Below are 12,054 nucleotides of genomic sequence, written 5' to 3'. Positions count from 1 at the left end.
GCAAGCGCATGATCGAAGTGACGCGGGACACGTTCAAACTGGCGCAGGTCTTTACCATTTCGCGCGGCAGCCGGACCGAGTCCAAGGTGCTGACGGTCAAGGTGACGCGGAACGGCGTGACCGGCTGGGGCGAATGCGTGCCCTACGCGCGCTATGACGAGACGCTGGACAGCGTCGAAGCCGAAATCATGGGGCTGCCGGGCGATGTGAGCCGCGAGGCGCTGCAATCGCTGCTGCCCGCCGGGGCTGCCCGCAATGCCGTCGATTGCGCGCTGTGGGATCTCGAAGCCAAGACCTCTGGCAAACGGGTGTGGGAGCTGCTCGGGATGCCCAAGCCCGGCCCCGAGATCACCGCCTATACCCTGTCGCTCGACACGCCCGAAGCGATGCGCGCGCAAGCGCAGAAAAACGCCTTCCGCCCGCTGCTCAAGATCAAGCTGGGCACGCCCGACGACATGGCCCGGCTTGAAGCCGTGCGCGAGGGCGCGCCGAAATCCACCATCATCGTCGATGCCAACGAAGGCTGGTCGGCGCAGGTATACGCCGATCTGGCGCCGCATCTGGTGCGGCTGGGCGTGGCGATGGTCGAGCAGCCGCTGCCTGCCGGAGAGGACGAGGCGCTGATCGGCATGGATCGCCCGGTGCCGGTCTGCGCCGATGAATCCGCCCATGACCGGGCCTCGCTGCCGGGGCTCAAGGGCAAGTACGACATCGTCAACATCAAGCTCGACAAGACCGGCGGGCTGACCGAGGCGCTGGCCCTGCGCGAGGCCGCGCTGGCCGAGGGTTACGGCATCTTTGTCGGCTGCATGGTCGGCTCGTCGCTGGCCATGGCACCCGCCGTGCTGCTGGCGCAGGGAGCCGGGTTCACCGATCTGGATGGCCCGCTGCTGCTGGGCGAGGATCGCGCCGTGCCGCTGCAATTCGACGAGGCCGGGGTGCACCCGTCCTCGCCGGAGCTCTGGGGGTGAGCGGTGTCAGTCGACGCTCAGCGACATGCAGGCTTCGTTGCCGCTCAGCGTGACGGAGTCGCGCCGGGTGGTTTTCGGGTCTTCGACGCTGACGCAAAGGCTGAACTCCTTGTCCGACAGGCGCTGGTAGCGGATGTCGCTGGCCATTGCGGTCAGGGTTTCGGGGTGATCGGCGCAACTCAGCGGGTCGATGGTTTCGGGCAGGGCGGGCTTGTCGCGCAGGCAGGTCCGCAGATCCCAGGACAGCGCGTTCAGGTCACTCAGGCGGGCGGCGTCGCGCGCCTCCAACCGGCCCCGCGCCGGGCCGCCGATACTGGCGTATGTGGCGCCGAGCACCAGCACCACAAGCCCGAGCAGCCCTGCCGCAGCGGGCAGCCGGCCCCGGTCCTGACGGAAATAGCCCAGCACCAGCGCGGCCATGGCCGCGACCGCCAGCGATTTGCCCAGAAACCGCGATGTCACCATGCCCTCGAGGAACGTGTAGATCAGCCACAAAGCGTCGCTCAGCAATGTGATGGCCGCGATCAGCAGCGCCAGCGAGCTGAGCCAGCGACGCACGGTGCCGTGCCGCCGCGCCGGGTCGGCGTCAAGGCTGCGCCGGTCGGCCCGGTCGAGCAGCCAGAACGTCGGGGCAAAGACGATCAGCGCCGCCATCGACCAGCGCGCCCCGCCGCTGCTGCCGCCGCTGCGGCTGGCCGGATCGGCAAGGTGACTGTCGATCTGTGCGAACAGCAGCGCGATGACATGGCCCGCCACCATGCCGAAAGCCACGAACAGCAGCGCGTAGAACAGCGCATCGCGCGCCGCCGCGCTGCGCACCGGGCGGGGGATCGCACCCGCCGGGCCGGTGCTGTCGGACCAGCCCGCCAGCGCGGCGTCGGTTTCGCGCGCCGTCCAGCCCTCGGCCTGCAACTGGCTGCGCAGGGCCTGCTTGGATACGCCCTGCGCCATTGCCCGGCCGATATAGGCCGCAAGCCTGTCGTCTTCTGCCATGTCTGCCCCTCTTGTATTGGTTGTTCTGCGCATAGATGGGCATTCGGCATTTGTCATCCAACCGCGTGCGGGCTAACGCTTTCCCGCCGCGACGCCATATGCGGCACTGCCGCCCCCCAAGCCAAGGAGCTTTGTTCATGACCCGGACCGTCTATCTCAACGGTGAGTATCTTCCCGAGACCGAGGCGAAAGTGTCGATCTTCGACCGCGCCTTCCTGATGGCGGATGGCGTCTACGAGGTGACCTCGGTGCTGGGCGGCAAGCTGATCGACTTCGAAGGCCATCTCAAGCGGCTGGAACGCTCGCTGAACGAGCTGGAGATGAAGAAGCCCGCAGCCTTTGACGATCTGCTCGAGATCCACCGCAAGCTGGTGGAGCTGAACGGCATCGACGAGGGGCTGATCTATCTGCAGGTGACGCGCGGCGCGCCCGGCGATCGCGATTTCGCCTTTCCCGACCCCGAGACCACCGAGCCGACGCTGGTGCTGTTCACCCAAAGCAAGCCGGGGCTGGCCGACAACCCGACCGCGAAAAAGGGCATCAAGGTCATTTCGATCGATGATATCCGCTGGGGCCGCCGCGACATCAAGACGGTGCAGCTGCTCTACCCGTCGATGGGCAAGATGATGGCCAAGAAGGCTGGGGCCGACGATGCCTGGATGGTCGAGGACGGCTTTGTCACCGAGGGCACGTCGAACAATGCCTATATCGTCAAGGACGGCAAGATCATCACCCGCAACCTGTCGACCGACATCCTGCACGGCATCACCCGCGCTGCGGTTCTGGCCTTTGCCCGCGAGGCGCAGATGGCGGTCGAAGAGCGGCCCTTTACCATCGATGAGGTCAAGGCAGCGGACGAGGCGTTTTACACCTCGGCGTCGTCCTTCGTGATGCCGGTGGTCGAGATGGATGGCGCGGCCATCGGAACGGGCACGCCCGGCCCGGTCGCGGCGCGGCTGCGCGAGATCTATCTGGCGGAAAGCCTCAAGGTCGCGATCTGACCTTTCGAAAGGTTTGACAGGCGGCGCCCGGTTTTCGGGCGCCGTTTTGCGTTGTGGGCTGCCTCCGGCGGGAGTTTATCTGGCAAGATGAAGCTGCGGGCGCGTCAGGAGACGAAGCGTGCTGCGGCTTGTCCGGCCCAAAGCCCGGTGGCAAGGCAGGCATTCAGCAGGTAGCCGCCGGTGGGAGCTTCCCAATCCAGCATCTCTCCGGCGCAGAAAGTGCCGGGGCGGGCGGTCAGCATCAGATTTTGATCGAGGGCCGCAAAGGGCAGGCCTCCGGCGGTCGAGATCGCCTCGTCGAGCGGGCGCAGCCCGGCATAGGGGATGGGCAGCGCCTTGAGCAGCTTCGCCAGCGCCTGCGGATCGCTTGGCAAGGGGCGGGCGCATTCCATCAGCAGGGCGCGGGTTTGCGCATCGAGGGGCAGCTGTTTGCGCAGGTGGTTGGACAGGCTCTGCTTGCCGCGCGGCTTGCTTAGCTTGGCGATGAGCGCGTTGGGGGGCAGGTCGGGGGCAAGGTCGGCGCTCAGCGGTGCGCCGTCGCGCAGCGCCGGGGTCAGCGGGTAGAGCCCGCCGCCTTCGAGCCCACGGGCCGAGATCACCGCTTCGCCGCGCGAGGTCAGCGCGCCTGCGTGCCAAGCGATGCCTTTCAGCGGTGCGCCTAGATGCTGGGTCATATGGGCGGACCAGCGCATCAGCAGCCCGGCATTGGCGGGTGAAAACGGGGCGAGGGCGATGCCGTCGCGACCAAGGATCTGCGCCCAGCCGCCATCCGAGCCAAGGCGCGCCCAACTTGCGCCTCCAAGCGCCAGCACGGTGACTTTGGGCGTCAGTGCGCGGGCGCCTTCCGGCGTGTCGAATGTGCAGGCGGCGCCGTCCCAGCCCGTCCAGCGCCAGCGGGTGCGGGTCATCACGCCCATCGCTCCCAGCCGCGCCGCCCAGGCGCGCAGCAGTGGCGAGGCCTTCATCGCGACCGGAAACACCCGCCCGGTGGAGCCGGTAAAGCAGGGCTGGCCCAGCCCTTCGGCCCAGCCGCGAACGGCGCTGGGCGGGAAGCTTTCCAGCATCGGGCGCAGATCGGCGGCGGCGGGCCCGTAGGCGGCAACGAAGGTTTCGAACGGTTCGTCCTTGGTCAGGTTCAGCCCGGATTTCCCCGCCATGAGGAATTTGCGCGCCACCGAGGGTTTGTGATCGGCGATCAGCACCGACAGCCCGGCTGCGGCCAGCGCATCCGCCGCTATCAGCCCGGCGGGGCCTGCGCCGACAATCAGCGCGTCTGGGCTGTCTTGATCCATATCGCCTCTTGATTGCAGCGGGTCAGGGGCCAGTCTGTAGCCCTGCGCGCCCCTGCGGCGCAAGAGGTGCCCGATTGACCGACGAGAACGCCCCCATCTGCCCGCTATGCCTGCGCCCGATCCCGCGCGAGGCCCGGCAAAGCCTGCACCATCTGGTGCCGAAGCTGAAAGGCGGCAAAGGCGGGCCGACCGTGCTGTTGCACCAGATCTGCCACAACGAGATCCACGCCAGCTTTACCGAAGCCGAACTGGCGCGGGAATTCAACACCCCCGAGGCGCTGCGGGCGCATCCCCGGATGGAGCGTTTCCTGAAATGGGTGGCGAAACGCCCACCGAGCTTTCATGCAAGATCGAGCGGTGGACGGCGCAAGCGGTAAGCCACGAGCGGGGGCGCGACGGTTGGGCGCCGCGGCGGCCACGGGGACTTGACGGATTTGCACTGTCGATGAAACTCGGACCCAGGTTGCAGTTTTGCGTTTTCCATCATGAGGTGCCCGATGTCTCGGTGTCTTTCCCTTGCCCTTCTCCTCGCGGCAGGGCTGTGCAGTGTCCGGCTTGCAAACGCGCAGCAGAGGCTGGACACCGTGCCCGAGCCGATGCGGGGGATCTGGGTGCAGTCCGAGCACGCAGCGGATTGTTCGAGCGGGCGTCACAATTTCTGGATCCTGGGCCCGGCGTCGGACCTGTACTATATCGGCCCGGCCGAAACCTACACGATGACCTACACGGACATCCCCGCCTATGACGGCGATCGCATCCACCTTGTCTTCGAGGACGATACCAGCGAGATCGTGCAGCTTGAGGGCGAACGGCTTGCAACCTATTTCATCGAAGACCCGAAGCCGATTCCGGCCGAGAAGATCGACGCGGCGATGAACGCGGCCAAGCGAGTCGCCTACACGCGCTGTGAGGGCTTGTCGGTAGAGGGCGGGGCGTTGTTGCTGGCGGAACTGGCCGCGCTACACCTGAGCGATGTGGTGCCGGTCTGCCTCGCTGGTTCCGCAGGCTGCGGGGTTGCGGTGTTCGGGTTTCTCGACCTGTCGGGGGATGGCGCCCTGTCTGCCGCCGAACTGGCACGCGGCCTGCGCGTGGCAACACTGGCCAGCGTCACCGCAGAGGACATGGAGCCGCGTACGCCCCTTCCTTCGAAATTCCGGAGCTTTCAGACACTTCCGGAGACCGCCGCCCGGATCGTCGCGCAGCTTGATTACGACGGGTCGGGCACGATCGGGCGCGACGAGCTGGATGCCGATCTTGGCCGCTTTGGCGGGAACGAGATCTGGCAGTTGATCTTTGCGTTGCTGACCGGCGAGGCAGATCCCGACGATATCGCAAAGATCCGAGCCGCGTTCGCGGTGCGCTGAGCCGCTGCTCAGTCCTGCACTGGCCTCGGCGCCAGCGTTGCCAGCTGTTCGACCCACTCGATGTGGCGCGGCAGGCAGCGGGTCTGCAGATCGTAATGCTCGCGCACGAAGGCGCGGGCCGCCTTGCCCATGCGGGCGCGGGCCTGCGGATCGTCAAGCAGGGCGCAGGTTTTTTCGATGATGCCGTCGACGTCGAAGAAATCGACCATCACGCCGGTCTCGCCCTCGCTCAGCACCTCGCGCACCGGCTTGGTGCCCGAGGCGACGATGGCGCATTCCGCGCTCATCGCTTCAAGCAGCGACCAGCTGAGCACGAAGGGATAGGTCAGGTAGACATGCACCCGGCTGATCTGCATCATCGCCAGAAAGCGCTCATAGGGCACCCGGCCAAGGAAATGCACCCGCGCCCAGTCTTCGGGGGTCATGCGCTCGGCGATCTCGTCGATGAAGATCTGCTTCCATGTCTTGCCGTCAGGGGCTTTGGAGCCATAGCTGACCTCGTCGCCGCCGATCAGCACCACCTGCACGTTCGGGCGCCGCTTCAGCAGTTCGGGCAGGGCGCGCATGAAGATGTGATAGCCCCGGTAGGGTTCCAGATTGCGGTTGATGAAGGTGATGACCTCGTCATCGCGGCTGAGCACACGGCCTCCCGTCACCTCGAGCGTCGCGTCCGGCTTTGGCACCACGAGATCGGTGTTCACGCCGTCATGGGCGACGGTGATGCGGTCTTGCCAGTGGTCCGGAAAGGTTTCGGCCTGAAACGCGGTGGGCGAGATGCCCGCATCCATGATTTCCTCGTGCAGGCGGTTGTTGAGGTTCTTCAGCCGCAGCCGCAGCGGGTCGGACTGGGTCTGGGCGCGCTGGAATTCGGGATCGAATGCGGTGAAGTCGGGCAGGCTCTGGTGGTAGAGCTCGCAATACAGCCCCATGCGGGCACCCGGCCAGACATCCTTGAGGAACAGGCTCTCGCCCCAGCCGTGATGGGCAAGGATCACATCGGGGGTGAAGCCGCGCTCGCGCAGCGCCAGCGCGCCGTTGCAGCACGAGGTGGCGCGGATCAGCTTGGTTTCGAAATCCTGAAGCCATGGGTGGATGTCGGGGGCCGACTTGCCGCGGATCGCATAGGGCAGGATGCTGACCCCCTGCCATTTCGTCGGCTTCTTGACCTTGAGTGTCAGGGCCACGACCTCGTGCCCGCGGGCGGCCAGCGCCGGGGCGAGATGCTTGTACTGTCCGGGGAAGTTCTGGTGGATGCAGAGGATCTTCATGGCGGCCCGCGCTTGCTTGTGCTTCGACTGGTTGTCGCATGGGCAAGGCGATCGGCCAATGCGCGACTATGCGGATGGCGGCGGGGCGTTGCGGGAATGTCGCCCGCAGGCGGGGGGCCTGTGTGAGGGCGGGTCGGCCCTGTGGTGCAAGATCGGGCGGTCGCCACAAAGCTGCCCTGTCGCCCGCGAAACGGCAAGCTTGAGGCTGGACTTTGCGCGGGGATGGGGTTCCCTTCCTGTGCGAACGATCAGAAAGGACCCCCGATGCAGCTGCTTTTCGAACACGACGAATACCGCGCCCGCGTGGCAAAGGTGCAGGCGGCGATGCGGGGGCGGGGGATTGACGTCTTGCTGGTGTCGAACCCGGCAAACCAGTTCTGGCTAACCGGCTATGACGGCTGGTCGTTCTATACGCCGCAAATGGTGGTGGTGCATGTCGATGCCGCCGAGCCGTTCTGGTTCGGGCGCAAGATGGATGCAGTGGGGGCGAAGTTCACCGCTTATCTGGCGGAAGAAAATGTCATCCCCTATCCGGACAAATACGTTGGCAGCGACACGCTGCACCCGATGCAATACCTTGTGGACCTGCTGAAGCAAAAGGGCTGGGACAAGGGCCGCATCGCCGCCGAGCAGGATGATTATTATTACACCGCCAAGTGGAATCGCATCCTTGTGGCGGGGCTGGGGCAGGGGGAATTCGATGACGGGTTTCTGCTGGTCAACCGCTGCCGCATGGTGAAATCCGAGCGCGAATTGATCTACATGCGGCAGGCCGGACAGATCGCCGCGCTGGCGCAGGACGCGGCGCGGCAGATGTGCAAACCCGGCGTGCGGCAATGCGATGTGATGGCAGAGCTTTACCGCGTGACCACATCGGGCACGCCGGAATTTGGCGGCACCTTTCCGTGCAAGCCGCCCAACGCCATGGTGGGCGAGCGCGCCTCGGCGCCGCACCTGAGCTGGACCGATGCGCCGCTGGAAGAGGGTGAGATCTTTTACATCGAGATGGGCGGCATCCGGCACCGCTATCACGCACCACTGTCGCGCTGCGTCTACGTTGGAACGCCCCCGGCAGAGCTGGTCGAGACGACGAAGATCATCCGCGAGGGGCTGGAGGCCGCGCTGGACGTGGTCAGGCCGGGCGTCGCCTGTCAGGACATGGCAGCGGCGTGGGACGCGGTGATCCGCAAACATGGCATCGAGAAGGACAGCCGCATCGGCTATCCGGTCGGCATCGGCTTTCCGCCGACATGGGGCGAGTTGACCTGTTCGCTGCGCGCCGGAGACACCACGGTGATGGAAGAGAACATGACATTCCACTGCATTCCGGCGCTCTGGAGCGACACATATGGGCTGGTGGTCTCCGAGACCTTTGCCGTCACGCCGCAGGGGGCAGAGTGCTTTGCCGACTGCCCGCGCGAATTGCTGGTGGCATGATGGGGTTCACGACACGGCCCGAGATCCGCGGCACGTTTGGCGTGGTGACATCGACCCACTGGATCGCGTCTGCGGTCGGTATGGCGGTGCTGGAAAAGGGCGGCAATGCGTTTGATGCCGCCGTCGCCACGGGATTTGTCCTGCAGGTGGTGGAGCCGCATCTGAACGGCCCGGCGGGCGATCTGCCGGTGATCTTCAAAACGGCGTCTGAAGCGCCGCTTGTGCTATGTGCGCAGGGCACCGCGCCGATGGCGGCCACGCCCGAGCGGATGGCGCAGGAAGGCATCGAGGGGCTGATCCCCGGCTCGGGCCTGCTGGCGACGGTGGTGCCCGGGGCGTGGGATGGCTGGCTGTTGCTGCTGCGCGATCATGGCACCATGGAGCTGGCCGAGGTGCTGACCCCCGCCATCGGCTATGCGCGCGATGGCCACCCGATGCTGCCCTCGGTGTCGGGGGCGATTGGCGGGCTGGCTGGCTTCTTTGCCGCGCATTGGCCATCGAGCGCCGATCTCTGGACGCCGGGCGGCGAGATCCCGCAGCCGCAGGCGCTGTTCCGCAACCCCGAACTTGCCGCAACATGGGAACGTCTGGCGCAAAGCCCCGGCGACAGCCGCGAAGCCCGGATCGACGCCGCCCGTGCCGCGTGGCGCAGCGGTTTTGTCGCCGATGCGATCTGCGACTACCTGTCCGAGGCAAAGGTGATGGATGTCACCGGCGCGCGGCATGCTGCGCTGCTGTCGCGCGAGGATCTGACAGCCTGGCAGGCGCGATACGAGCCCCCGGCAAGCATCGACTATCACGGCTGGGCCCTGCACAAGACCGGCCCGTGGGGGCAGGGGCCGGTGCTGCTTCAGGCGTTGCAGATCCTCAAGGCGGTCGATCTTGGCGCGATGGATCCGCTGGGCGCAGAGTTCACCCATACCGTCATCGAGGCGATCAAGCTCGCCTATGCCGACCGCGAGGCCTATTACGGCGATCCCGATTTCAGCGACATTCCGATGGACGTGCTGCTGTCCGAATCCTATGGCCGCGAGCGGGCAAAGCTGATCGGCCCTCAGGCCAGCCTCGAACAGCGGCCCGGCCGTATTCCCGGCTATGAGCATTGGGCCGATGCCGCCATCGCCCGCGCCGCGCGGCACATCGAGGTTGCCACCGACCCCGCCACCGGCGAGCCGACCATGGCGCATCTGACCGACCGCAAGGGCGACACGGTGCATCTGGACATCATTGATCGCTGGGGCAACGCGGTGTCGGCCACGCCGTCGGGGGGCTGGCTGCAATCCAATCCGGTTGTCCCCGGCCTTGGCTTTGCGCTCAATTCGCGCGCGCAGATGTTCTGGCTTGATCCGGGGCTGGCCTCGACCCTGCGGCCCGGATCGCGCCCGCGCACCACGCTGACCCCGACCATCGCCACCAAGGGCGACGATCTGCTGGCTTTTGGCACCCCCGGCGGCGATCAGCAGGACCAGTGGCAGCTGGTCTGGTTCCTGCGCTTCGTGCATCACGGCATGGATCTGCAACAGGGCATCGACGCGCCGCTGTTCCATTCCCAGCACTTTCAGGGCTCGTTCTATCCGCGCAGCGCGCAACCGGGCCGCCTGATGATCGAAGCGAGCATCGGCCAGCCGGTCATCGACGCGCTGCGCGCAAAGGGGCATGAGGTGATCGTGGCCGCGCCCAACACCGTCGGTCGCCTGACGGCGGCGCGGCGCCACCCGGACGGGATGCTACAGGCGGCGGCGACCCCGCGCCTGATGCAGGCCTATGCCATCGGACGATAGGAGCAACACATGGACATCACCCGCATTCGCGGCCCCTATACCGGGCGCAATTCCGGCACCAGCTACAACGGCATGGGCTGGGCCGTTGCGACCACGCAGATCGACACGGACGATGTGTTCGAGCAGACCGCCAGCACGCTTGCGCGCCTTGACGAGATCCTTGGGCAGATGGGCACCGACAAGACCCGCCTGCTGAGCGCGACCATCTACCTGACCGACATCGCGCAGAAAGACGCGATGGACCGGGCGTGGACCACATGGATCGGCGATGATCCGGCGCATTGGCCGCAACGCGCCTGCGTGCAGAGCGGCCTTGCGGCGGGCCATCTGGTCGAGATCGTGGTGCTGGCCGCGGTCTGACATTGCCCCGGCGCGCTGCGCGCCCTACCGTTTGCGGGCAACCGTGACGGGAGACGCGCATGGCCTTCGATTTCATCCTGATGCTGACCGAGAACGACCGCACCATCCCGGATGCGCGGGCGCGGATCGACGAGGCGCTTGAGGGCGGCGTGCGGCACATCGGCTTCAAGGACGTGGGCCTGCCGCTGGGCGAACTCAAGGGCCTTGCCGAGGCGATCCGCGCGGCGGGTGGGCGCAGCTATCTCGAAGTGGTGAGCCTTGACGAGGCCAGTGAACTGGCCTCGGCCCGCGCGGCGGTCGAGCTGGATGTGGATTGCCTGCTGGGCGGCACGCGGCCAAAAGCGGTCAGCCGGGTCACCCGCGACCACCCGCTGCGCTATTATCCGTTTGCGGGCGAGATCACCGGCCATCCCAGCGTGTTGCAGGGACCGATCGAGGCGATCACCGACAGCGCGCGGCAACTGGTGGATCTGGAACATGTGCACGGGCTTGACCTGCTGGCCTATCGCTTTGCCGGCGATGTGCCGGCGCTGATGCGCAGCGTCTGCGTGGGGGTGGGCAAGCCGGTGATCATGGCGGGCAGCATCGACAGCGACGCGCGCATCATGGCGGCGGCCGAATCCGGCGCGGCGGGCTTTACCGTCGGCACCGCTGCGCTGGCCGGGGCGTTTCCCGCCGAAGGGCCGGGATTTGCCGCGCAGGTGCGCGCCATCCTCGCGCTGACGCAGGCGGGGCAGGCGCGCTCGACCGCGCCGCGCAACATCGCGCTGGCCGCGCATGATACCCGCAAGGCGCATTTGCGCGCATGGGTGCTGCGCCATGCCGGCGCGCTGGAAGGTCACCGGCTGATCTGCACCGGCGGCACCGGGCGAATGATCGCCGAGGCCGCGCCGCAGCTGACCTTGCGCCGCCTGTCGCGGGGCTCGCGCGGGGGGGATCAGCAGCTTGGCGCGCTGATCGCCACCGGAGAGCTGGACGCGGTGATCTTTTTCGCCGATCCCACCGTGCCGCACGGCGGCGAGGCCGATCTTCAGGCGCTGACCCGGCTTGCGGTTCTGCACGACACGCCGCTGGCGCTGGGCCCGTCTGCCGCCGACATGATCCGCGGCGCGCTGCTGTAACGGCAGGGTGAAATTCCGGCGCCGGGTCCAACTTTCGCCCAAATCAGAGCTTATGGATCACAGTCGCAACGGTGGGGGCCGTTCGTGCTGCTGAAGGAGCGTCCGATGCGTCGCAAAACCGGGTTTCTGACCCTGTCGCTGGGTCTGCTTGCCGCCCCCGCCATGGCCGAGGTGCATTATGTGCTGATGATGGGAAGCGGCTATTTCCCCGATGCGGTCTACCCCGCGATCGGGGATCAGGTGAAATTCGTCAACCAATCCGATATCGCCATGGCGGCCACCGCCACCGATGCCAGCTGGACCACCGGCATCATGCTTCCTGCCGCCGAGGTGCTGCTGGATGTGAGTGAGGGCATGACCCAGACCTTCACCGATACTGTCAATATCGACAGCATCGCCGAAGGCACCATCGATTACGTCAATCCGCCGCCGCTGGATCTTGCGGCCAACGCGCAAAGCAACTGAG

12 protein-coding genes are annotated in these 12,054 nt (G+C 66.6%); 9 read left to right on the top strand and 3 right to left on the bottom strand.

Going from position 1 to position 12,054, the window contains the following annotated elements:
* Positions 1–8 precede the first annotated feature (8 nt).
* On the top strand, positions 9–971 hold the full coding sequence (gene dgcA, locus KO516_RS17525) for an N-acetyl-D-Glu racemase DgcA (protein ID WP_216005084.1): 963 nt from the start codon (positions 9–11) through the stop codon (positions 969–971).
* A 6-nt stretch (positions 972–977) separates the two neighbouring features.
* Here dgcA and KO516_RS17520 read toward each other — a convergent pair whose 3' ends face one another.
* The gene (locus tag KO516_RS17520; protein WP_216005083.1) at positions 978–1,964 is read right to left on the bottom strand and encodes a DUF5671 domain-containing protein; all 987 of its coding nucleotides are present in this window, start codon (positions 1,962–1,964) and stop codon (positions 978–980) included.
* Positions 1,965–2,101: 137 nt separating this feature from the next.
* Here KO516_RS17520 and KO516_RS17515 point away from each other — a divergent pair, with 137 nt between their 5' ends.
* On the top strand, positions 2,102–2,965 hold the full coding sequence (locus KO516_RS17515) for a D-amino-acid transaminase (protein ID WP_216005082.1): 864 nt from the start codon (positions 2,102–2,104) through the stop codon (positions 2,963–2,965).
* A 104-nt stretch (positions 2,966–3,069) separates the two neighbouring features.
* Here the strand turns inward: KO516_RS17515 and KO516_RS17510 are convergent, their stop codons facing one another.
* Positions 3,070–4,257, bottom strand: a complete 1,188-nt coding sequence (locus tag KO516_RS17510; RefSeq protein ID WP_216005081.1) for a TIGR03862 family flavoprotein — start codon at positions 4,255–4,257, stop codon at positions 3,070–3,072.
* Positions 4,258–4,331: 74 nt separating this feature from the next.
* Here KO516_RS17510 and KO516_RS17505 point away from each other — a divergent pair, with 74 nt between their 5' ends.
* Together KO516_RS17505 and KO516_RS17500 are read left to right on the top strand one after the other, a co-directional pair.
* Positions 4,332–4,634, top strand: a complete 303-nt coding sequence (locus KO516_RS17505) for an HNH endonuclease (protein ID WP_216005080.1) — start codon at positions 4,332–4,334, stop codon at positions 4,632–4,634.
* 120 nt (positions 4,635–4,754) lie between these two features.
* Positions 4,755–5,621: a hypothetical protein gene (locus KO516_RS17500; RefSeq protein ID WP_216005079.1), complete on the top strand. Its 867-nt coding sequence runs from the start codon at positions 4,755–4,757 to the stop codon at positions 5,619–5,621.
* A gap of 8 nt (positions 5,622–5,629) precedes the next feature.
* On the opposite strand, the gene KO516_RS17495 is transcribed toward KO516_RS17500, so the two are convergent.
* The gene (locus tag KO516_RS17495; protein ID WP_216005078.1) at positions 5,630–6,889 is read right to left on the bottom strand and encodes a glycosyltransferase; all 1,260 of its coding nucleotides are present in this window, start codon (positions 6,887–6,889) and stop codon (positions 5,630–5,632) included.
* 264 nt (positions 6,890–7,153) lie between these two features.
* Between KO516_RS17495 and KO516_RS17490 the strand changes: the two genes are divergently transcribed.
* The 5 genes from KO516_RS17490 (at position 7,154) to KO516_RS17470 (ending at position 12,053) form a co-directional block, all read left to right on the top strand.
* On the top strand, positions 7,154–8,326 hold the full coding sequence (locus KO516_RS17490) for a Xaa-Pro peptidase family protein (protein WP_252737680.1): 1,173 nt from the start codon (positions 7,154–7,156) through the stop codon (positions 8,324–8,326).
* A complete protein-coding gene (locus tag KO516_RS17485) occupies positions 8,323–10,107 on the top strand; it encodes a gamma-glutamyltransferase family protein (RefSeq protein ID WP_216005076.1) in 1,785 nt (594 codons plus the stop codon). Before KO516_RS17490 ends, KO516_RS17485 begins: the two co-directional genes overlap by 4 nt.
* 9 nt (positions 10,108–10,116) lie before the next feature.
* Positions 10,117–10,467 (top strand): RidA family protein, encoded by a 351-nt coding sequence (locus KO516_RS17480; protein ID WP_216005075.1) that lies wholly within the window; start codon positions 10,117–10,119, stop codon positions 10,465–10,467.
* Between the two features lie 59 nt (positions 10,468–10,526).
* Positions 10,527–11,588 (top strand): methylglyoxal synthase, encoded by a 1,062-nt coding sequence (locus tag KO516_RS17475; protein WP_216005074.1) that lies wholly within the window; start codon positions 10,527–10,529, stop codon positions 11,586–11,588.
* Between the two features lie 105 nt (positions 11,589–11,693).
* On the top strand, positions 11,694–12,053 hold the full coding sequence (locus KO516_RS17470) for a hypothetical protein (protein ID WP_216005073.1): 360 nt from the start codon (positions 11,694–11,696) through the stop codon (positions 12,051–12,053).
* Position 12,054 lies beyond the last annotated feature (1 nt).

The organism is Citreicella sp. C3M06 (assembly GCF_018860705.1).
Classification (GTDB): Bacteria; Pseudomonadota; Alphaproteobacteria; order Rhodobacterales; family Rhodobacteraceae; genus Salipiger.
This window is presented reverse-complemented; position numbering and strand designations above follow the sequence as displayed.

Bases quoted from the DNA above. Each gene is read 5' to 3' on its own strand.
- dgcA (WP_216005084.1), top strand. From the start codon at position 9: ATGATCGAAGTGACGCGGGACACGTTCAAACTGGCGCAGGTCTTTACC.
- KO516_RS17520 (WP_216005083.1), bottom strand. From the start codon at position 1,964: ATGGCAGAAGACGACAGGCTTGCGGCCTATATCGGCCGGGCAATGGCG.
- KO516_RS17515 (WP_216005082.1), top strand. From the start codon at position 2,102: ATGACCCGGACCGTCTATCTCAACGGTGAGTATCTTCCCGAGACCGAG.
- KO516_RS17510 (WP_216005081.1), bottom strand. From the start codon at position 4,257: ATGGATCAAGACAGCCCAGACGCGCTGATTGTCGGCGCAGGCCCCGCC.
- KO516_RS17500 (WP_216005079.1), top strand. From the start codon at position 4,755: ATGTCTCGGTGTCTTTCCCTTGCCCTTCTCCTCGCGGCAGGGCTGTGC.
- KO516_RS17495 (WP_216005078.1), bottom strand. From the start codon at position 6,889: ATGAAGATCCTCTGCATCCACCAGAACTTCCCCGGACAGTACAAGCAT.
- KO516_RS17490 (WP_252737680.1), top strand. From the start codon at position 7,154: ATGCAGCTGCTTTTCGAACACGACGAATACCGCGCCCGCGTGGCAAAG.
- KO516_RS17485 (WP_216005076.1), top strand. From the start codon at position 8,323: ATGATGGGGTTCACGACACGGCCCGAGATCCGCGGCACGTTTGGCGTG.
- KO516_RS17480 (WP_216005075.1), top strand. From the start codon at position 10,117: ATGGACATCACCCGCATTCGCGGCCCCTATACCGGGCGCAATTCCGGC.
- KO516_RS17475 (WP_216005074.1), top strand. From the start codon at position 10,527: ATGGCCTTCGATTTCATCCTGATGCTGACCGAGAACGACCGCACCATC.
- KO516_RS17470 (WP_216005073.1), top strand. From the start codon at position 11,694: ATGCGTCGCAAAACCGGGTTTCTGACCCTGTCGCTGGGTCTGCTTGCC.